The sequence below is a fragment of the Bradyrhizobium sp. LMG 9283 genome (genome assembly GCF_045571415.1).
Taxonomy (GTDB): Bacteria; Pseudomonadota; Alphaproteobacteria; order Rhizobiales; family Xanthobacteraceae; genus Bradyrhizobium.
The window spans coordinates 8,545,743-8,565,306 of the sequence record NZ_CP120691.1; the positions used below are offsets into that span (position 1 = coordinate 8,545,743).

General features: G+C 65.3%; 17 protein-coding genes. 9 read left to right on the forward strand and 8 right to left on the reverse strand.

Features of this window, described 5'->3' with window-relative positions; translation table 11 throughout:
• The first annotated feature begins 125 nt into the window (after positions 1 to 125).
• The 5 genes from P6U29_RS39885 to P6U29_RS39905 are packed head-to-tail and all read left to right on the forward strand — an operon-like array spanning position 126 to position 5,351.
• Positions 126 to 1,001, forward strand: a complete 876-nt coding sequence (locus P6U29_RS39885; RefSeq protein ID WP_407115550.1) for a branched-chain amino acid ABC transporter permease — start codon at positions 126 to 128, stop codon at positions 999 to 1,001.
• Positions 998 to 1,996, forward strand: coding sequence for a branched-chain amino acid ABC transporter permease (locus P6U29_RS39890; protein WP_407115551.1), 999 nt, complete (start codon positions 998 to 1,000; stop codon positions 1,994 to 1,996). The genes P6U29_RS39885 and P6U29_RS39890 overlap by 4 nt, the downstream gene beginning before the upstream one ends.
• The gene (locus P6U29_RS39895) at positions 1,993 to 2,736 is read left to right on the forward strand and encodes an ABC transporter ATP-binding protein (RefSeq protein WP_407115552.1); all 744 of its coding nucleotides are present in this window, start codon (positions 1,993 to 1,995) and stop codon (positions 2,734 to 2,736) included. Before P6U29_RS39890 ends, P6U29_RS39895 begins: the two co-directional genes overlap by 4 nt.
• A gap of 9 nt (positions 2,737 to 2,745) precedes the next feature.
• A complete protein-coding gene (locus P6U29_RS39900) occupies positions 2,746 to 3,483 on the forward strand; it encodes an ABC transporter ATP-binding protein (RefSeq protein ID WP_407115553.1) in 738 nt (245 codons plus the stop codon).
• Positions 3,480 to 5,351 (forward strand): bifunctional sugar phosphate isomerase/epimerase/4-hydroxyphenylpyruvate dioxygenase family protein, encoded by a 1,872-nt coding sequence (locus tag P6U29_RS39905; protein WP_407115554.1) that lies wholly within the window; start codon positions 3,480 to 3,482, stop codon positions 5,349 to 5,351. Before P6U29_RS39900 ends, P6U29_RS39905 begins: the two co-directional genes overlap by 4 nt.
• Before the next feature lie 298 nt (positions 5,352 to 5,649).
• Here the strand turns inward: P6U29_RS39905 and P6U29_RS39910 are convergent, their stop codons facing one another.
• Positions 5,650 to 6,822, reverse strand: coding sequence for an ABC transporter substrate-binding protein (locus P6U29_RS39910; RefSeq protein ID WP_407115555.1), 1,173 nt, complete (start codon positions 6,820 to 6,822; stop codon positions 5,650 to 5,652).
• Between the two features lie 322 nt (positions 6,823 to 7,144).
• Between P6U29_RS39910 and P6U29_RS39915 the strand changes: the two genes are divergently transcribed.
• On the forward strand, positions 7,145 to 8,407 hold the full coding sequence (locus tag P6U29_RS39915) for an NAD(P)/FAD-dependent oxidoreductase (RefSeq protein WP_407115556.1): 1,263 nt from the start codon (positions 7,145 to 7,147) through the stop codon (positions 8,405 to 8,407).
• Positions 8,408 to 8,613: 206 nt separating this feature from the next.
• Here P6U29_RS39915 and P6U29_RS39920 read toward each other — a convergent pair whose 3' ends face one another.
• The 3 genes from P6U29_RS39920 to P6U29_RS39930 are packed head-to-tail and all read right to left on the reverse strand — an operon-like array spanning position 8,614 to position 11,429.
• Complete coding sequence (locus P6U29_RS39920; RefSeq protein ID WP_407115557.1) at positions 8,614 to 9,825, reverse strand: ABC transporter substrate-binding protein; 1,212 nt, start codon at positions 9,823 to 9,825, stop codon at positions 8,614 to 8,616.
• 59 nt (positions 9,826 to 9,884) lie between these two features.
• Positions 9,885 to 10,208 (reverse strand): 2Fe-2S iron-sulfur cluster-binding protein, encoded by a 324-nt coding sequence (locus P6U29_RS39925; protein WP_407115558.1) that lies wholly within the window; start codon positions 10,206 to 10,208, stop codon positions 9,885 to 9,887.
• Positions 10,209 to 10,220: 12 nt separating this feature from the next.
• Positions 10,221 to 11,429, reverse strand: a complete 1,209-nt coding sequence (locus P6U29_RS39930; protein ID WP_407115559.1) for a cytochrome P450 — start codon at positions 11,427 to 11,429, stop codon at positions 10,221 to 10,223.
• A gap of 83 nt (positions 11,430 to 11,512) precedes the next feature.
• Between P6U29_RS39930 and P6U29_RS39935 the strand changes: the two genes are divergently transcribed.
• Entirely contained in the window at positions 11,513 to 12,019 is a 507-nt protein-coding gene (locus P6U29_RS39935) for a MarR family winged helix-turn-helix transcriptional regulator (RefSeq protein ID WP_407115560.1), read from the forward strand.
• 365 nt (positions 12,020 to 12,384) lie between these two features.
• Here the strand turns inward: P6U29_RS39935 and P6U29_RS39940 are convergent, their stop codons facing one another.
• The gene (locus P6U29_RS39940; protein ID WP_407115561.1) at positions 12,385 to 14,235 is read right to left on the reverse strand and encodes a feruloyl-CoA synthase; all 1,851 of its coding nucleotides are present in this window, start codon (positions 14,233 to 14,235) and stop codon (positions 12,385 to 12,387) included.
• Between the two features lie 138 nt (positions 14,236 to 14,373).
• Here P6U29_RS39940 and P6U29_RS39945 point away from each other — a divergent pair, with 138 nt between their 5' ends.
• Both P6U29_RS39945 and atzF read left to right on the forward strand, forming a co-directional pair.
• Positions 14,374 to 14,880, forward strand: coding sequence for a MarR family winged helix-turn-helix transcriptional regulator (locus P6U29_RS39945; RefSeq protein WP_407115562.1), 507 nt, complete (start codon positions 14,374 to 14,376; stop codon positions 14,878 to 14,880).
• Between the two features lie 193 nt (positions 14,881 to 15,073).
• Entirely contained in the window at positions 15,074 to 16,879 is a 1,806-nt protein-coding gene (gene atzF / locus P6U29_RS39950) for an allophanate hydrolase (RefSeq protein WP_407115563.1), read from the forward strand.
• 159 nt (positions 16,880 to 17,038) lie between these two features.
• Here the strand turns inward: atzF and P6U29_RS39955 are convergent, their stop codons facing one another.
• From P6U29_RS39955 to P6U29_RS39965, 3 genes are read right to left on the reverse strand one after another with little or no spacing between them, the layout of a single operon-like run.
• Positions 17,039 to 17,761: a GntR family transcriptional regulator gene (locus P6U29_RS39955; protein WP_407115565.1), complete on the reverse strand. Its 723-nt coding sequence runs from the start codon at positions 17,759 to 17,761 to the stop codon at positions 17,039 to 17,041.
• Positions 17,758 to 18,153 (reverse strand): oxalurate catabolism protein HpxZ, encoded by a 396-nt coding sequence (gene hpxZ, locus P6U29_RS39960; RefSeq protein WP_407115566.1) that lies wholly within the window; start codon positions 18,151 to 18,153, stop codon positions 17,758 to 17,760. The genes P6U29_RS39955 and hpxZ overlap by 4 nt, the downstream gene beginning before the upstream one ends.
• A 12-nt stretch (positions 18,154 to 18,165) precedes the next feature.
• Positions 18,166 to 19,560 carry an AtzE family amidohydrolase gene (locus P6U29_RS39965; protein WP_407115567.1) on the reverse strand — a complete coding sequence of 465 codons (1,395 nt, stop codon included), beginning with the start codon at positions 19,558 to 19,560 and terminating at the stop codon, positions 18,166 to 18,168.
• Positions 19,561 to 19,564: the final 4 nt, after the last annotated feature.

Below are 19,564 nucleotides of genomic sequence, written 5' to 3' on the forward strand. Positions count from 1 at the left end.
GGATGCTTCCGCAGTCACGGGTGACAATTGAATTCGCGGAGAGAGGCCCCTCACCCCTGCCCTCTCCCCGTAAGAACGGGAAGAGGGAGAAGAAAAGCGGGGCGAGGGAGAGGAGAGAGGGGAAAATGTCCAACCTATTCGATCTACTGGTCGCAGGGTTAGCCACCGGCGCCATCTATGCGCTGGTCGCGGTCGGGTTCACGCTGCTGTGGCAGACCTCGCAGACCATCAATTTCGCGCAAGGCGAGTTCGTGATGCTGCCGGCGTTCCTGATGCTGGCCGCGATGCATGTGGGCGCGCCGTTCTGGCTCGCGATCATCCTCGGCATCCTCCTGTCGATGATCCTGCTCGGCCTCGCCTTCAAGCTGCTGCTGGTGGATCCGATGATGCGCCACGGCGTGCTGCCGCTGGCGATTGCGACCATGGCGCTCGCGATCGGGATCAAGGAAGCGGTGAAGCAGTTCTTCAGCGCCGAGGCTTCGCCCTTTCCCTCGATCGTGCCGACCGGCGACATCTCCATCCTCGGTCACGCCGTCTCGCTGCAGAGCCTCGGCGTGCTCGTCGTCGCCATTCTCGCCGTTCTTGGCCTGACCACGCTGCTGAACCGCACCTCGCTCGGACATCAGATGCAAGCGGCGGCGCAGAACCCGACGGTGGCGCGCATCATCGGCGTCCCCGTCGAGCGCATGATCCTGCTGACCTTCCTGATCAATGCCTTCCTGGTGGCGCTGGCTTCGCTGCTGATCACACCGATATACCTTGCAAAGTTCTCGTCCGGCGAGGTGCTGGGCCAGGCGGCCTTCATCGCCGCGATCGTCGGCGGCTTCAACCAGGTGCGCGGCGCGATCGCCGGCGGCCTCCTGATCGGGGTGCTCGACAATCTCGCGGCGACCTATGTCTCGACGCAGTACCGCGCCGCCGTGCCGATGATGTTCCTAATCGCCGTCATTCTGTTCCGGCCGCAGGGCTTGCTCGGCCGCGCCGAGGAGCGCACCGTATGAGCGGCTTCGCCAAACCCCTGAAGATCGCGCTCGGCCTTGCCGTCATCGCCGCGCTGATCATCGTCCCCATGAACTTCAACCGCTACGGCCTGTTCATCCTCAGCCAGTGGGCGGTGATGAGCATCGCCGCGATGGGCCTCAACCTCACGCTCGGCTATGCCGGCCAGGTCTCGCTGGCGCAGGGTGCCTTCGTCGGCATCGGCGCCTATACCGCCGCGATCATGACGACGCATGGCTGGCCGCTGCCGGCCGCGATTCTGGTCGCGATTGCCCTAAGCTTCGCGATCGGCTGGGTGCTCGGCTATCCCGCGCTGCGCGTGCAGCACCACTACCTCGCCTTCGTCACGCTGGCCTTCTCCACCCTCGCCTTCCTGGTGTTCCGCAACGAGAGCTGGCTGACCGGCGGCATCTACGGCATCTCCAACATTCCGCGTCCGCACATCTTCGGGCTCGCCACCAACAAGCCGCTGCCGTTCTATTATGTCTGCCTCGGTTCGCTGGCGATCGTGTCGCTGGCGGTGTGGTGGCTGATCCGCTCGCCCTGGGGCCGCGCCTTCATGGCGCTGCGCGAGAATCCGTTGCGCGCGCAATCGCTCGGCGTCGACACCCGCCGCTACACGCTGATGGCCTTCGCGATCGGCTCGGCGCTCGGCGGCGTCGCCGGCGCACTCTACGCGCCGCTGACGCAATATATCGATCCTGTTCCCTTCAACCTGTCGCTCTCGCTGGACCTTTTGATGATGGTGATCGTCGGCGGCGCCGGCTTCTATTTCGGTCCGTTCCTGGGGGCGATGATCGCGGTGCTGCTGCCGGAATGGCTGCGCTTCACCGAAGGCTATTACCTGATGCTCTATGCGGTCGCGGTGATGCTGCTCTTGATCTGGTCGCCGACCGGCATTCTGGGAATCCTTGATCGCTACATGGCGGCGCGGCGTACCAAGGCGGCGTCCGCGCTGCGCGCGGTCGCAAAGTCCCGCCTGGAGACGGTGCAATGAGCGCGGTCCTCGAAGTCACCGACATCAAGAAGAGCTTTGGCGGCATCCATGCAGTCAACGGCGTCTCGTTCGATGTCCGCGAGGGCGAGATCCTCGGTCTGATCGGCCCGAACGGCTGCGGCAAGTCCACGCTGTTCAACTGCATCCTCGGCCAGCTCACGCCGTCGGGCGGCGAGGTGAAGCTCGATGGCAAGCTGGTCACGGGATTGCGTCCCTCCGAGCTCAACAAGCTCGGAGTCAGCCGCACCTTCCAGCTGTTGCAGGTGTTCCCAAAGCTCTCGGTGCGCGAGAACCTGATCCTTGCGGGGCAGGAGCACCAGGGCAACATGGCCTCGCGCCTCATCGGCCGCTCCGATGCCGGGCTGACGGAGGCCGCCAACCAGATGATCGGCTTCTTCAAGCTCGACCATCTCGCCAGCGAGCCCGCCGGCGGTCTCTCCTATGGCCAGCAGAAGCTGCTCGACGCCGCCATGGCCTTCATGGGCGGGCCTCGCCTGGTGCTGCTCGACGAGCCCGCCGGCGGCGTCAACCCGTCGATGCTGGCTGACCTGAAGGAGCGCCTGATCGCGATCAACCGCGAGAAGAATGCCACCTTCGTCGTGATCGAGCACAACATGGAGTTCGTGATGTCGCTGTGCTCGCGCGTGATGGTGATGGCGGAAGGCAAGGTACTGGCGATGGGCCGGCCCGACGAGGTCCGCAAGAACCCCGCCGTGATCGAAGCCTATCTCGGACATTAGGAGCGAGTGATGAGCGATCCGATCCTCTCGGTCCACAATCTCGTCGGCGGCTACGGCAAGATGACGATCTTGAACGGCACCACCTTCGCCGTTCCTCCAGCCACGATCACGACGATCATCGGCCCGAACGGCGCCGGCAAATCGACCGTGTTCAAAGCTATCTTCGGCCTCCTGAAGCTGCGCGAAGGCAAGATCAGCTTTGCCGGCCGCGACGTCACCAATTTGAGCCAGCGCGCGCTGCTCAATGCCGGCATCTGCTACGTGCCGCAGGGCCGCAACATCTTCCCCGAGCTGTCGGTGCGCCACAATATCGAGCTCGGCGGCGTCGCTGCCGAGAAGGGCCTCGATCTGCCCCAGCGGATCGAGAAGGCGCTCGACCTGTTTCCCGCGCTGCGCCGAAAGTCGGCACAGCAGGCCTCCACGCTCTCAGGCGGCGAGCAGAAGCAGCTCGAGATCGCGCGCTCGCTGCTGCTCGAGCCAAAGCTCGTGCTGATCGACGAGCCTTCGATCGGCCTGTCGCCGCTGATGGTGCAGCAGACTTTTGACATCCTCAAGGACTTGCGCGACCGCGGCGTCACCATCCTGATGATCGAGCAGAACGCGCGTTCAGCGCTGGAGATCTCCGACATCGGCATCGTGCTCGAGCTCGGCCAGACCCGCATGGTCGACGATGCCAAACGCATCCTGAACGACCCGCGGATCGGCCAGCTCTTCCTCGGGGGCGCCATGGAGGAAAGCGCAGCATGAACAAACGCTCGATCGCCACCGTCTCCCTCTCAGGCAGCCTCGACGAAAAGCTCCGCGCCATTGCGGCCGCAGGCTTCGACACGGTCGAGATTTTCGAGAACGATCTGCTGTCCTTCGGCGCGGGTCCGCGCGACATCGCAAAGCTCTGCCGCGACCTCAATCTCGAGATCTGCGCGTTCCAGCCATTTCGCGACTTCGAAGGCATGCCGGAGCCGCAGCGCGCGCGCAATCTCTCGCGGGCGATGCGCAAGTTCGATTTGATGCAGGAGCTCGGCACCGACCTATTGCTGATCTGCTCCAACGTGTCGCCCGCCTCGCTTGGCGGCATCGACCGCGCCGCGGACGATTTTCGCGAGCTTGGCGAGCTAGCCGCAAAACGTGGCCTGCGCGTCGGCTACGAAGCGCTGGCATGGGGGCGCCACGTCAACGACTATCGCGATGCCTGGGAGATCGTGCGGCGCGCCGATCACCCCGCGATCGGCATCATCCTCGACAGCTTTCATGCGCTGGCCCCAGGCTTTCCGACCCGTGCGATGGCCTCGATTCCCGGGGACAAGATCTTTCTGGTGCAGCTTGCCGATGCACCGAAGCTCGAGCTCGACATCCTCTCCTGGAGCCGGCACTTCCGCTCCTTCCCCGGCCAAGGTGATCTGCCGGTCGGCGAGTTCATGGCCGCGATCGCTGCGACCGGCTATGCCGGGCCACTGTCGCTGGAAATCTTCAACGACCAGTTCCGCGCCGGGTCGGCGGCACAGACCGCGCTCGACGGTCTGCGCTCGCTGATCCTGCTGGAGGGCCAGCTCGCACCGGATTGGCCGAAGCTTGCCCGCGAGCCGCTGGCACCGAAGGCGAAGAGCCGCGGCACCGGCTTCGTCGAGTTCGCCGTCAATGAGACCAAGGCCGGCGAGCTTGCCCGGCTGTTTTCGCAGCTCGGCTTCCGCAAGACCGGCCAGCATCGCAGCAAGGCGGTGGAGCGCTGGTCGCAGGGCAAGGTCGAGCTCGTCATCAATTGCGAGACCGACGGTTTTGCGCATTCGCATTACGTCACCCACGGCCCCGGTGTCTGCGCCATCGCGCTCGACGTCGACAATGCCGGCCGCGCGATGCAGCGCGCCGAAGCGCTGAAGGCGCGCACCTTCTACCAGCCGGTCGGGCCAGGCGAGCTGGAGATCCCCGCCATCCACGGCGTCGGCGGCAGCCTGCTCTACTTCCTCGATCAGGCCGGCAAGAACTGGGACACCGATTTCGAATCCGTGACGAGCGACGCCAGTGGTGATGCGCTGCTGACGGTCGATCACATCGCGCAGTCGATGCCCTATGACGAGATGCTGTCTTGGCTCTTGTTCTACACCGGCATCCTCGACCTGAAGCGCCTGCCGCAGATGGAGATCGCCGATCCCAGAGGTCTCGTGCAGAGCCAGGCCATCATCAACGCCGACCAGTGCCTGCGCTTCGTGCTCAACGGCTCCTCCGCCAACCGCACGCTGCCGGCGCGGTTCATCTCGGAGTTCTTCGGCTCAGGCGTGCAGCATGTCGCCTTCGCGTGCCGGGATATTTTTGCCACCGTCGCCGCGATGCGCAAACGCGGCGCGGATTTTCTGGATATCCCCGACAATTACTACGACGATATCGAAGCCAAATACGACCTTGCTCCGGACCTGATGACACAGCTGCGCGCCAACCACATCCTCTATGACCGCGACGGCGACAGCGAGTTCTTCCAGGTCTACACCCACATCTTCGACGAGCGCTTCTTCTTCGAGATCGTCGAGCGCAGGAACTATCAGGGTTTTGGCGCAGCCAATGCCGGCATCAGGCTGGCAGCGCAGGCCCGCGAGGTCCGTCCGGCGAGCATGCCAAGGGTGTAGGCGCTCTTTTCTTCGCCTCTCCCCGCCTGCGGGGAGAGGCCGGAATTTGCGGCAGCAAAAATTCCGGGTGGGGGGGTCTCCGCGAGTCACATATCCGCTGGAACGACGATCTCTCAACACGTTATTGCGAGCGCGGCGAAGCAATCCAGAATCCCTCCATGGAAAGACTCTGGATTGCTTCGCCGCGCTCGCAATGACGATGTTGAACTGTCGAGGACTTCGACCGAAGCCGTCCTCGCGGAGACTCCCCCTCACTCCAACCCTCTCCCCGCAAGCGGGGAGAGGGAGAAGCGCGAGCTCACTTCATCTTGCACTTGTCGTGGAAGCGATCCTGGTCGTTCTCGACAATGGTGGCGATGGTCTTCAGCGCGAGCTGGCCTTCGGAATCCTTGACCACGTCCTGCAGGTAGAAATTCTGGATCGGGATGTGGTTGTTGCCGTACTTGAACGGGCCGCGCACCGATTTGAAGTTCACCTTCTCCATCTCGGCCCTCATCTCGTCCTTCTTCGAGGTGTCGCCCTTCACGGCAACGACGGCGCTGTTGATCAGGTTTGCGGCGTCATAGGACTGCGCACCGTAGAAGGTCGGGCGCAGGCCGGGATACTTCTTGCGGTAGTCGGCGACGAAGCGCTTGTTCTGCTCGTTGGGGAGGTCGTTGACCCATTGCTGCGCGCCGGGAACGCCGAGCGCGTTGTCCTTCTGCAGCGGCAGCGAGAGCTCGTCGATGGTGAAGGCGGTGTAGAGCGGCATCGTGCTCTTCAGCCCCGCCTGCGCATATTGATTGAGGAATTGCACGCCGGCGGCACCGGGATAGAACACGAAGATCGACGCGGCGCCGGAGGCGCGCGCCTTGGAGAGCTCGGCAGAGAAGTCGAGCTGGCTCGGCCACACCGTGTATTCCTCACCCACGACCTGACCCTTGAATGTGCTCTTGACGCCGGCCAGCATGTCCTTGCCGGCGGCGTAATTCGGGCCGATCAGGAACACCGACTTGACGCCCTTCTGGTTCATATAGGTGCCGACCGCCTGCGGGGTCTGGTCGTTCTGCCAGGAGGTCGAGAACACGTAAGGCGAACATAGCTCGCCCGCGAGCTGCGACGGACCGGCATTGGCCGAGATCAGGAAGGTCTTCGAGTCGACAGCGGTCTTCAGCGAGGCCAGCAGCACGTTCGACCAGATATAGCCGACGATGAAATCGACCTTGTCGGACTGCACCAGCTTCTCGGTCTTCTGCTTGCCCACGTCAGGCTTCTGCCCGTCGTCTTCGTAGATCACCTCGACCGGCTTGCCGCCCATCTTGCGGCCGAGATGGTCGAGCGCGAGTTCGAAGGAATTGCGCATGTCGTTGCCGATCACGGCCGTCGGGCCGCTGAAGGTCGAGACGAAACCGATCTTGATGGTGTCGCCGGCGAATGCCGGATTTGCCAGCACCAGCGCCGCTGCGCCCGCCAGCCAAAATGCCGTTCTCATAACCACTCCCCTCCTTATTATCGGTCCCGGAAACGGGGTGATCGCCGCCCCGGGCCTGTCTCTATTCAACGCAAAATCCATCGAGCCGCCAATGGCTCAGCGGCGGCTCCTGCACCATATTTCGCCCGAATCGGCGATGGCAAGAAATATAATTCTACTCACTTCGGCCAAGGCCGGCCCAGGGCCGGTCCGGAGGCTGCGGCGCTTTTTCGCGGCCGGATCGATACATCAGGCCTATGCGACGATTGATGACGACTATTGGACCACGACACCCGATCCGCACTTAAATGAAGGTGAGCAGCAGCGAGATTCGAGGTGCATCATGGCCGCCAATCCCCACCGCGTTGTCATCGTCGGCGCCGGCTTCGGCGGGCTGGAGACCACCTACCGGCTTGCGGGCGCGCCGGTCGAGATCACGCTGATCGACCGCCGTAATCATCATCTGTTCCAGCCGCTGCTCTACCAGGTCGCGACCGCATCGCTCGCGACCAGCGAGATCGCCTGGCCGATCCGCCATCTCATGCGCGACCGACGCGAGGTGGCGACGCTGTTCGCGACGGTGAGCGGTGTCGACACGGCACGTCGTTGCGTATTGATCGACGATGGCAGCGAGGTGCCCTACGACACGCTGGTGCTCGCCACCGGTGCGCGGCACGCCTATTTCGGTCACGACGAATGGGAAGCATGGGCGCCGGGCCTGAAGACGCTGGAGGATGCGACCACCTTGCGCCGGCACATCCTGGTGGCGTTCGAGCGCGCCGAGCGCGAGACTGATGCGAAGAGGCGCGCCGCGCGGCTGACCTTCGTCATCGTCGGTGCCGGCCCGACCGGCGTCGAGCTCGCCGGCACCATCGCCGAGATGGCGCATCACACCCTGCCCGCCGACTTTCGCAACATCGACACAACGAAGGCGCGCGTGGTCCTGATCGAAGCGGGGCCGCGCGTGCTCGCGGGCTTTGCCGACGAGCTCTCGGCCTATGCGCAGGCCTCGTTGGAGAAGATCGGCGTCGAGGTCGTGCTGGGGCAGGCCGTCACCGAGATCAATCGTGAGGGCGTCGTATTCGGCGGCAAGCTGCTCGAGGCAAAGACCAGGATCTGGGCCGCCGGCGTGCGCGCCTCGCCGGCCGCCGAGTGGCTGGGCGCACCCTGCGATCGCGCCGGCCGCGTGCAGGTCGAAGCTGACCTGACGATCCCAGGCCATCCCGAGATCTTCGCGATCGGCGACACCGTCAGCATCAACGCCTGGGACGGCAAGCCGGTGCCGGGCATCGCGCCGGCCGCCAAGCAGCAGGGCCGCCATGTCGCCGAGACCATCAAAGCTCGGCTGCGCGGAGAGACGAAGGGCGCGTTCCGCTACAAGCACGCCGGCAGCCTCGCGCAGATCGGCAAGCGGCTCGCGGTGATCGATTTCGGCAGGGTCAAGCTGCGCGGCACCATCGCATGGTGGATCTGGGGCATCGCCCACATCTACTTCCTGATCGGCCTGCGCCACCGCCTCAGCGTCGCGCTCAGCTGGCTCTGGATCTACGCGCGTGATCAGCGCGCGGCGCGGTTGATCACGCAGGGGTCAAGCAAGGTGGCGTAGGGGACGTTTCTCTTACCCTCCCCTGGAGGGGGCCTGGAGGGGGAGGGTCGCTACGCATGCAGCGAAGCGAAATGCGTAGCGGGGTGGGGTGAGAGTCTTTCCGCAGAAGCGGTGCCCGAGTGGAGAGATCACCCCACCCCGCTCGCGCTGCGCGCGATCGACCCTCCCCCTCCAGGGGAGGGTGGCGGAGACCGCGCACGCTTCCCCTACTTCACCAGCTCGCACCCGCCCTCCGCCAGCGGACGGAACGCCTGGTCCGCCGGGATGGTCGAAACCAGCTTGTAGTAATCGTACGGATGTTTCGACTCCTCCGGCTTCTTCACCTCGAACAGGTACATCGGATGCACGACGCGGCCGTCCTGGCGGATCGTGGTGTCGCCGAACAGCTTGTCCTTGCCTTTGAACTTCTTCATCTCGGGCACGACATTCTTGGCGTTGTCGCTGCCGGTGGCGGCGACGGCGTTGAGATAGGCGAGCGTGGACGCGTAGACGCCGGCCTGATTGCCGCTCGGCATCTTGCCGTTCATGCCGGGGCGGGCTGCGAAGCGTTTTGCGAACGCGCGGGTGTCATCGTTCATGTCCCAGTAGAAGGCCTCCATGAGTTGAAGGCCCTGCGCGACCTTGATGCCCATGCCGTGGACGTCGTTGATGAAGAGCAGGAACGCCACGAGCTTCTGCCCGCTCTGCTGGAGTCCGAACTCGGCGGCCTGCTTCACCGCATTAATGGTGTCGCCACCCGCATTGGCCAACCCGATCACCTGCGCCTTCGAGCTCTGTGCCTGCAACAGGAAGGACGCGAAATCGGAGGTACCGAGCGGATGCTTGGACGAGCCCAGCACCTTGCCGCCGTGTCCTTCGATGTATTTCTGCGCCTCCGCCTCGATGCCCTTGCCGAGCGCGTAGTCGACCGTGAGGAAGTACCAATCCTTGCCGCCCCGCGACATCATCGCGGCCGCCGTGGTGTTGCCGGTCGCCCAGGCGTCGTTGACCCATTGGATGGTGTTGGGCGAGCAGGCCTTGCCGGTGAGATCCGAGCTCGCCGTCGAGGACGCCAGGAACGTCATGCGGCTGTCGCGCAGCAGTGAGTTGATGGAAAGGCCCACCGCCGAGTTCGGCACATCGACGATGGCATCGACGCCCTCGACGTCGAGCCATTTGCGCGCAATGGCATTGCCGACATCGGCCTTGTTCTGATGATCGGCATAGACGATCTCCACCTTGATGCCTTTGCCGCCGCCGTTGAAATCCTCCGCCGCCATGCGCGCGGCTTCCACCGAGCCCATGCCATTGGTGTCCTGGAAGATGCCCGAGATGTCGTTGAGCACGCCGATGCGCACGACATTGTCGGATATCTCGGCATTCGCCGCGCCGGTCACCAGGCTCGCAGCCAGCGCGAGCGTCCACTTCAGATGCTTCATTATTCCCTCCACATGTTTGATGTATTGTCGCGCCGGTCGTTGCCGGCGCGATCCAAGATTCAGACCTGCCGCTCCGGCATCCTCAGCACCAGCCCGTCGAGTTCGGGCGTGATGTCGATCTGGCAGGACAGCCGGCTGTTCGGCAGCCGCTCGGCGGCGGTGCCGTCGAGGAGCGCGTCCTCGTCGTCGGCCATCGCGGGCAGGCGCGCGAGCCAGTCCTCGTCGACATAGACGTGGCAGGTCGCACACATGGCGTTGCCACCGCATTCGGCCAGGATGCCATCGAGACCGTGACGCGTCGCGGCCTGCATGGCGCTTTCGCCACCTGAAGACTCTATGCGGATGGACTTACCGTCGGGACAGATAAAGGTGATGGCGGGCATCAAGACTCCTCGTCAGGCCGGGGTGATGCTGACAGGCAGGCTGTCGAGCCCGCGCAGCGTGTTGTTGAAGCGGCGCTTCGGCTCGCCCGTGATCTCGATCTTCGCGATGCGGCGCGCCAACGCCGTCAGCATCACCTCGCCTTCAAGGCGTGCCACGAGCTGGCCGACGCACATGTGGATGCCGGAGCCGAAGCCGACATGGCCGGAGGTGCGGCGCGTGATGTCGTAGCTGTCGGGCCTGTCCCAGCGCCTGGGATCACGATTGGCGGCGGCAAGGAACATCAGCACCTTCTCGCCTTCACCGATGCTCGCGCCTGACAGCTCGACCTCGCGTGTGGTGGTGCGGAAGAAGGTCTGCACCGGGCTCTCGAAGCGCACGGCCTCCTCGAAAGCGCCGCGCGCCAACGAGAGATCATTGCGCAAGCGCAGCCATTGATCCGGGAAGCGCGCGAGGCAATAGACCGCGGCGCCGATGCCGTTGACGGTGGTATCGAGGCCGGCCGAGAGCAGGGAGCGCACCAATAGCGGTGCCTCGGTTGCCGTGATGGCGCCCTCGTCGACCTGCGCATGGATGCAGGCGCCGAAGCCGCCGGGCGCGAGGTTCTCGCGCTGGCACTGCTCGGCGACATAAGCCTGATGCGGCGTCGAGCGTTCGATCGCCTCCTGGCGCAGCCGGTTCGGTGGGCCGAACGCGTTGAACACGACGCTCGCGTAGGGAATGAGATGCTCGCGACCTTCGGGCTTCAAGCCAAGTGCATCCGGAAAGATCGACAGCGGGTACGCCTCGGCGAGATCGGCGATCGCATCAAAGCTGCGCTTTTGGATCAGCGCATCCACCCGCTCCTCCGCCGCCGCGGCAAACCGGTCGCGCACCTGCTTCATCACTGTCGGTGACAGCACCTTCGACAGCACCGCGCGAGTGCGGGTGTGGGCGGGGGGATCGGCCTCGAGAATCAGGCTCGGCGGCCGCCATGGCGTCTCCTTCTTGAAATCGGACAGCCCGACGCCGCGGCTGGAGCAGAAGGTGGCGGGATCGTTCAGGACGGCGTGGACTTCGGCATAGCGCGCAACGCCGTAGACCTTCCATTTGTCGAGATAGACCACGGGGCCCGCTTCCCGCAGCTGCTCATGCGCAGGATAGGGGTCGGCAAAAAACTTCATGTCGAAGGGGTCGACGTCGAGATGCGGGACACCTGATCCAACGGAGCCGGATGCGGTCATGGGAGACCTCCCTCATTTTGACCTTGTGAAAGGCCGGCGCATGCCCTTAGGTCTTCGGGCCCGCCGCGAGTCAGAAAGCCGATATGCCGCCGTCTTCGACCAGAGTTCGCCAAAAGCCCGCACCCAATGATGCGGGGCCGACGCTCGACCTCGACCGTTACGTCCCGGCGTTCATCACCTTCATCGCCAACAAGCTCTCGAACAGCGCGACCGCGTTCTATCAGAAGCAGTTCGGCGTCAACGTCACGGAATGGCGGATCATGTCGCTGCTGGCGATCGAGCCCGGCATTCCCGCCTCGCGCATCTGCCACGTGATCGGCTTCGACAAGGGGCCGGTGAGCCGGACACTGGCCGGACTGGAGAAACGCGGACTGGTCTCGATCCGCACCGATCCGAACGACGGCCGCACCCATTCGATCGCGCTGACGGCGAAAGGCCGCGCCATCCATGACAAGGTGATCGCCGCCGCGCTCGAGCGCGAGCGGCGGCTGCTGTCCTGCCTCAGCAAGGAGGAGCGCGAGGTGCTGATCGACCTGCTGCGCCGGCTGCACGAAAATCTCGGCGCGGTGACGGACAGCAGCTACACCTGACGCGCCGCGCCAAGGCTGCGTCGTGCCGGCACTTTCAGGCATGCGCCCACGTTTGCCCGCGGCACCATTCCTGCCGAGCATTATTTCCTCCGAGATTGGACGCAGCGGTTCGCCCGCTGTCGTCCCCTATCTGAAACGGTTCGCATAAATTAGTTGCTTAGGCAACAAAAGATTCGGCAGGATATTGCGACAGGATGGCTGGCGTATTTGGCGCCGCCCGCTCTCGTGTCCAGGACGCCGCGCGGCATGAAATGACGCGACGCAGAGCCGGGATCCAGGAGCCGCGTGCACGACGAGAGATGGGCCCGGCTCTGCAGTGCATCGCTGCGTGCTGCGCTGCGTCCCGGGCACGAGAGATGCTAACGTTACAGCCCAATCCACTCAGCCGACGCATCGTCGTTGAGCCGCGCGACCGCGTCCGCACGCCGCGTCAGCACGGCGCGCTGGTTGATATAGCCCTTGTCGGTGATCTCGCCGCCATCGACCGATGGCGGCTCGGCGAGCAGCAGCGCGCGCGTGGCGTGGCCGGAGGAGTTGCCGCTCTGCTGTTTCAGTTTCGCCAGGCCCAGCGCGATCGCACCCCTGACCTTATCGTGCGCCAGCACGTCGTTGACATCAGCCGTCTCGGGCAGCCCGGCATGCGCACGGCAGGCCGCGACGTTCGGGAACACCAGGAAGCGCACCTCATCGCCGCCGTGACCCGACACGACGATGTCCTGCGCAAGCGGCGAGAGCGCCGCGATCCCGGCGACCCGTAGCGTGCCGACGCTGACCCAGGTGCCGGAACTGAGCTTGAAATCTTCGGCAACGCGACCGTCGAAGAACAGGCCGCGCTCCGGCCGCGCGCTATCCGCAAGCTTCACCGCATCGCCGATCAGATAGAAGCCCTCTTCGTCGAAGGCCTGCCTGGTCAGTTCCGGCGCCTTCCAATAGCCCGGCGTGACGTTGGGGCCGCGCACACGCACCTCCAGCTTGTCGCCTGACCTAACGAGCTTCAGTTCGGTGCCAGGAATGGGCACGCCGATATTGCCGGAGCGCTCGGCGAGGAAATGGCAATCGGTGGCGAGCGGCGAGGTCTCCGTCGAGCCCCAGGCCGAGACCATCGGCAGCGTGCGGCCCACGGTTTTGGTCGACAACTCTGCCAGGGCATCCCACAGATTCTGCGGCAGCGCCGCGCCGGCATAGAAGGCGAATTTCACCTCGCCGAAGAAGCGGCGGCGCAATTCCTCGTCGCTGCGCAGCGCCGCGATCAGCATGTCGAATCCGCGCGGCACGTTGAAATAGACCGTCGGCATCACGCTTCTGAGGTTCGCAAGTGACGTCGCGAACAGACCGGGCGCAGGCTTGCCGCCGTCGATATAAAGCGAGCCGCCATTGCGCAGCACGAGATTGAAATTGTGGTTGGCACCGAAGGTGTGGCTCCAGGGCAGCCAGTCGAGGATTACGAGATTACCGCGGCTCTCTTCGAGGAAGGTCCAGGTCTGCGCCTTGGCTTGCTGGCTGGAGGTCAGCATGCGCTGGGTGTTGATGACCGCCTTGGGCGTGCCGGTCGAGCCTGAGGTGAACAGGAATTTTGCGATCGTATCAGGCGTCACCGCGGCGAAAGCTTTTGCGACGTCAGGTGTCTCGGGCGTCACCGCGACGGTGCGGAAGGCCAGCGCGTCGGCGTCATCAGCATTGCCGCTGATGATCTGCGCTTGGTGCAGCGGCTTGATAGCTGCCAGCGCTGCCGCGAATGGTTTGGTCGCCGAGACATAGATCGCGCCCGGCTCGAGCAGCGCGATCATGCTCTTGAGCTTGTCAAAATCTTTCGACATCAGCGAATAGGCCGGCGAGATCGCGGCCGAGGGTACGCCCACATGCTGGGCCGCGAGCGCGAGCAGCGCATGATCGATGCTGTTGTCGGAGAGGATCGCGAGCGGGCGTTCCACGCTGAGGCCCTGCGCCAGGATCCATGACGCGGCGGCGCGCACCTTCCGCAGCGCCTGCGCATAGGTGACGGTGGTCCAGGGCGCTTCGACATTGCCGCGCTCGGCCAGGAAGATCACATCCGGCGTTTGCCGCGCCCATTGTTCCAGCCAGTCGCCGACGCAACGCGCGGCATCGCGCAACGGATCTGGCGATCGCAGCACGATGCTGCCGTCGGCGCGATGCTCTGCGACGGTCCTTGGCGTTGCGAACAGGCCTGCAACGTCACCATCTGGGGCAACTGTCATGTGTTTCCTCCGCGCCGGGCCGCAGCCTCGTTCCGGGCCGCTTTGGCCATAATGTTGGGCACGGCAATTGTTGTCGTCAACAACAATCTTCCTCTCGGAGCCTCGAGGCTTTAGGATTGCGCGACAGGAGACACGGACGTGACAGCCAATGCAGCCCGGGCCGACGCCCGCCCCTCCCCACGCAAGCGCGCCGGCAACGGCGCGGCGCCTCGCGACGTCCCGGACGACATCGGCCTCGACGCCCTGGTCGGCCACGCCGGCTATGCGGTGCGGCGCTTCCAGATCTGGATCTTTCAGGATTTCATCAAGACGCTCGGCGAGGTCGACATCAGGCCGACGCAATATTCGGTGCTGACGGTGATCGGCGCCAATCCAGGCTTGTCGCAGATGGCGGTGGCAAAACGTCTCGGCATCGAGCGCGCCCGTCTGGTCCACCTGCTCGACAGCCTCGAACATCGCAAGCTGGTGAAGCGGGTCAAGTCGAAGGAGGACCGGCGCTCCCATGCCTTGCACCTCACCGCGCAGGGCGACACGGCGCTGAGGAATTTCAAGCGGCTCGCGGCCGAGCACGAGCGGCACGTCGAGGCGAAGATCGGCAAGGAGAACCGGGCGCACCTGCTCCGGATCCTCGCCGGCTTCACCTGATCGCGCCTGCCCACGATTTGGGCAGATGCACACCAGAGGTCGCCGATGCGACCGCGCATGCGCTCGCCGAAATATCCCCCAAGCCACTGATCGCACGATAATATCCGGAGCAAACGTCCTGCCCGGATAATGTACACAATGGCACATCGCTTGCTTCACTCCGAGTGAAGACGAATTGCCGGAGTTGGATGCCATGGGGGCTGAGCAGCCTGAAACGATCGCCGCGATTGTGGCCGCGCATCGCGCGGGGACGCTGACGCCGGCACAGACGATCGCGCGGACCTATCAGCGCATCCGCGACCACAGCGATCCCGCCGTGTTCATCAGCCTGCGCGACGAGAAGGATGCGATCGCGGAGGCCGAAAAGCTCGCCACGAAGGAGCCGGCCAGCCTGCCGCTCTACGGCGTGCCGGTCGCGGTGAAGGACAATATCGACGCGCTGGGCTTCCCCACGACTGCGGCCTGCCCGGCTTTCGCTTACACGCCGGCGCACGACTCGACCGCGGTGGAGCGCCTGCGCGCCGCCGGCGCCATCATCATCGGCAAGACCAATCTCGACCAGTTCGCAACTGGCCTCGTCGGCGTGCGCTCGCCCTACGGCATCCCCCGCAACGCGATTCGCGAGGATCTCGTTCCCGGCGGGTCGAGTTCGGGATCGGCCACCGCGGTCGGCGCCGGGCTGGTACCACTGTCGTTGGGCACGGACACCGCCGGTAGCGGCCGCGTGCCGGCGATGCTCAACAACATCGTCGGGCTGAAGCCGAGCCTCGGCATGATCTCGACCGCGGGCCTCGTGCCGGCCTGCCGCACGCTCGACTGCATCTCGGTGTTCGCACTGACGGTGGACGATGCCGCGCTGGCGCTCTCCGTGATGGCGGGACCAGACCACGCCGATCCGTTCTCGCGCGACCGGCCGCTGGGCCCGCTCACGCAATTCCCCGCCAATTTGCGCCTCGGCGTACCGCGCAACGGGCAGCTGATCTTCTTCGGCGACAAGAAGGCGGAAGCCGCTTACGGCGACGCGCTGAAACGCTGGACCGCGCTTGGCGCTACGCTGGTCGAGTTCGACCTCGAGCCGCTCTACGAGACGGCGCGGCTGCTTTATGAGGGGCCGTGGGTCGCCGAGCGCTATCTCGTGATTAAAGACCTGCTCGCTTCCGCACCCGATGCGATCCACCCCGTCACCCGCGAGATCACCGCGGCCGGCGCGCGGCTGACTGCGGCAGAGACCTTCGCGGCGCTCTATCGCCTGCAAGGGCTGCGCAAGATCGCCGAGCGTACTTTTGCGAATATCGACTCGCTGGTGCTGCCGACCGCACCGACGGCCTATACGACGGCGCAGGTGCTGGCCAATCCGATCGAGCTCAACAGCCGGCTCGGCACCTACACCAATTTCGTCAACCTGCTCGATCTCTGCGGCCTCGCCGTGCCGGCCTCGATGCGCGCCGACGGCATTCCGTTCGGCATCACGCTGCTGGCGCCCGCCGGACGCGATGCGCTGCTCGCGAGCATCGGGCGCGTGTTCCATGCGGATACGAAACTGACGGTTGGTGCAAAGGGCGTCGCGCAGCCTGCGCTCGCGCCGCTGCCTGCCAGCGGCGCCGACGAGATTCCAATCGCAGTCGTTGGCGCGCATCTCTCCGGCATGGCGCTGAATGGCGAGTTGAAGGCGTTGAGCGCAAAGTTCGTCGAGGCGACAAAGACTGCGGCCGACTACAGACTCCATGCGCTCAACACTACGCCACCGAAGCCGGGCCTCCTGCGCGTCGCAGTTGGCAAGGGTGCGTCGATCGAGCTGGAGATCTGGTCACTGTCTGCGGCCGCCTTCGGCAAGTTCGTCAATGCGATTCCCGCGCCGATGGCGATCGGCACGATCCGGCTTGCCGATGGCCGCAGCGTGAAGGGCTTTCTCGTCGAGCCCGAAGCGCTGGGCGAGGCGCGCGATATCACGGCGTATGGCGGCTGGCGGAAGTATATGGCGGAAGCGGCGACGGCGTAGGTGCCGTAGGACCTATTACCCCCTGGTCAAGGGATAGGAGGTCCTACGGCATCTTCGCCTAAACCGGGACCCATGGAGCGGCTTGCGAACTGGATAGATGGGTCCCGGCTCTGCGGGGCAGGGCTACGCGCTGTACCGCGTCCGGGACACGACTCCGCCCTACACCGACACCGCGTAGATCTCATACTCCCCGCGCACCAGCTCGATATGCGCGCGCATCGCGGCGGCGGCGCCCTGCTTGTCACCGCGCATGATGGCGACGACGACGCGGTCGTGCTCGGCCTGCGATTTGGCGAGGCGGCCGAGATTGCGGAACTGGGCGCGGCGGAACGGCTGCACGCGCACGCGCGTCGCCAGCGTGATCTCGGCGATGTAGCCGTTCTGCGAGCCCGCATAGATTGTGTTGTGGAAGCGCTCATTGACCTCGTGGAAGCGATCTGGATTGCCGGTGTAGCTCAGCACCCGCAGCTCTTCGTGGATGGCCTCGAGCGCATGGCGCTCGGCGGCCGACATGCGCTCGGCGGCGAGGCCGGCGCACAGCGCCTCGAGCTCGGCCATCGCCTCGAACATGCTCTTCAACCGCTCGATCGAAGGCTGCGCCACCACCGCGCCGCGATGTGGCCGCGCCTCGACGAGCCCGCTCGCCACCAGCTGACGCAGCGCCTCGCGCACCGGGGTGCGCGAAACGTTGAAACGCCGCGCGATGTCGGTCTCGTCCAGCGGCGCACCGGGTGCCAGGGTTCCGCGCACGATCTCGTCGGCAAGCTGAAGACGCAGCTCCTCGGCGCGCGTGACCTTCTGCACCGACGGCGAGGGACGGTCGACGCGGGGCACCACCGGCTCGGCCGGCAGTGTCCCCTGCGGAAAGTCGTCAAGCGTCATACGGTCTCTTTCGGCTCGTCGATGATGCTGACATGAGCCGCGACGACGCGCCAGCCCTCCGGGAAGCGAATCCACGTCTGCATCTGCCGGCCGACCTTGCCGGGCGCCGTGTCGCGATAGAACAAGGTGGACGCCACGGCCGTGTCGCGGCCGTAGCTGCTGATGACCGTCTTGGCGGTGCGGCGGTTCAGCCCGATCGGCGAGCGCGCGGCGCGGAAGCCGGAGATCGCCTCATAGCCATAGAGGTTCTCGCCGATGCCGTAGCGCAAGGTGCGCGGGTCGTTGCGGAACAGCTCGCCGAGCACGGCGACGTCGTTGCTGACGAGGGCCTGCTCATAGCGCTCGAACGCGGCTTTGACTTCCGCGATCACCTCGGGGAGATCGATCTCCATCTCAGAATCCTCTCAAAGTCCCCTTGGCGCCGGCGCAGCGACGACGCCCATCTTCTCCAATGCGTGCGCGACGCGCAGCGCGATGTCCTCGCGCCAGGGCGCGCAAATGATCTGCACGCCGATCGGCAGCGGCTCGAGCGGCACCGGCACGGCCACCACGGGCAGGCCGATGAAGGAGATCGGCTGGGTGTGGATGCCGATATTGGCGCGCACCGGAAGCTCGACGCCGTCGAGATTGAAATTCAACTGGCCGAGTTTCGGCGCGGTGCAGGGCGTTGCGGGCGCAATCAGCACGTCGACCGACTTGAAGACCTCGGCGAGCTGCGCGCGATACCAGCGGCGGAATTTTTGCGCGCGATCGACCAGCGCTGCCGGCACCATCGCGCCTGCGATCAGCCGATCGCGCACGGCCGGATCGAAATCGTTCGGACGCTTGCGCAGCCGATCGAGATGCAACGACGCGCCTTCGGTGGTGGTGATGACATAGGCCGCGGCGCGGGCGCGCGACGCTTCGGGAATATCGACCACTTGCGTTGCGCCTAGCGCCTTGGCAACCCGGCCGACCGCTTCGATCGCTTCCGGAAACACGTTCTTCTGGAAATGCCCGCCCGCGATCACAACGCGCAAACCTGAAATGGACTCATCGAGCAGCGGCGTGACAGGCTCGACACCGCGCGTGGTGCAGGCGCCGTCGTCTGCGTCCGGCCCCTGCATCACGTCGTAGGCGAGCGCGAGGTCGGCGACGCAGCGCGCGAACGGGCCGAGATGATCGAGGCTCGCGACGAACGGAAACGAGCGCGCGCGTGACAGCCGGCCATAGGTCGGCTTCAGGCCAAAGATGCCGCAGAACGATGAGGGCACGCGGATCGAGCCGTTGGTGTCCGAGCCGAGCGCGATCGGCACCAGCGCGCCGCCGACGGCGCTGCCCGAGCCGCCCGACGAGCCGCCGCTCATCCGCGTGGTGTCATGCGGATTGTGCGAGGGGCCATCGTGGATGTTCTCGCCGGTGAAGTCGTAGGCGTATTCGCCCATGTTGAGCGCGCCGACGAGGACGGCACCGGCCGCCTCCATTCGTTCGATCAGCGTGGCGTCGCGCTTGGCCGGCGCGAGGTCGCGGTTGATCTTCGAGCCGGCGCGCGTTGGAAGACCAGCGACGTCGAACAGGTTCTTCACCGCGAAGGGCACGCCGGCGAGCGGGCCGACTTTCTTGCCCGAGGCGACGTCCGCGTCGATCGCGCGCGCTTTCGCACGGGCGCGTTCGGCGGTGACGTCGGTGAAGGAGTTGAGGATACCGTCGTGCTGCTTGATGCGCGCGAGCGCCGCTTCGGTGGCAGCGAGCGCGGACAATTGGCCGCCGGCCACCGCTTTCGCGATGTCGGCAGCATTCATCTCTGGCTTGGCGGTCATGGCA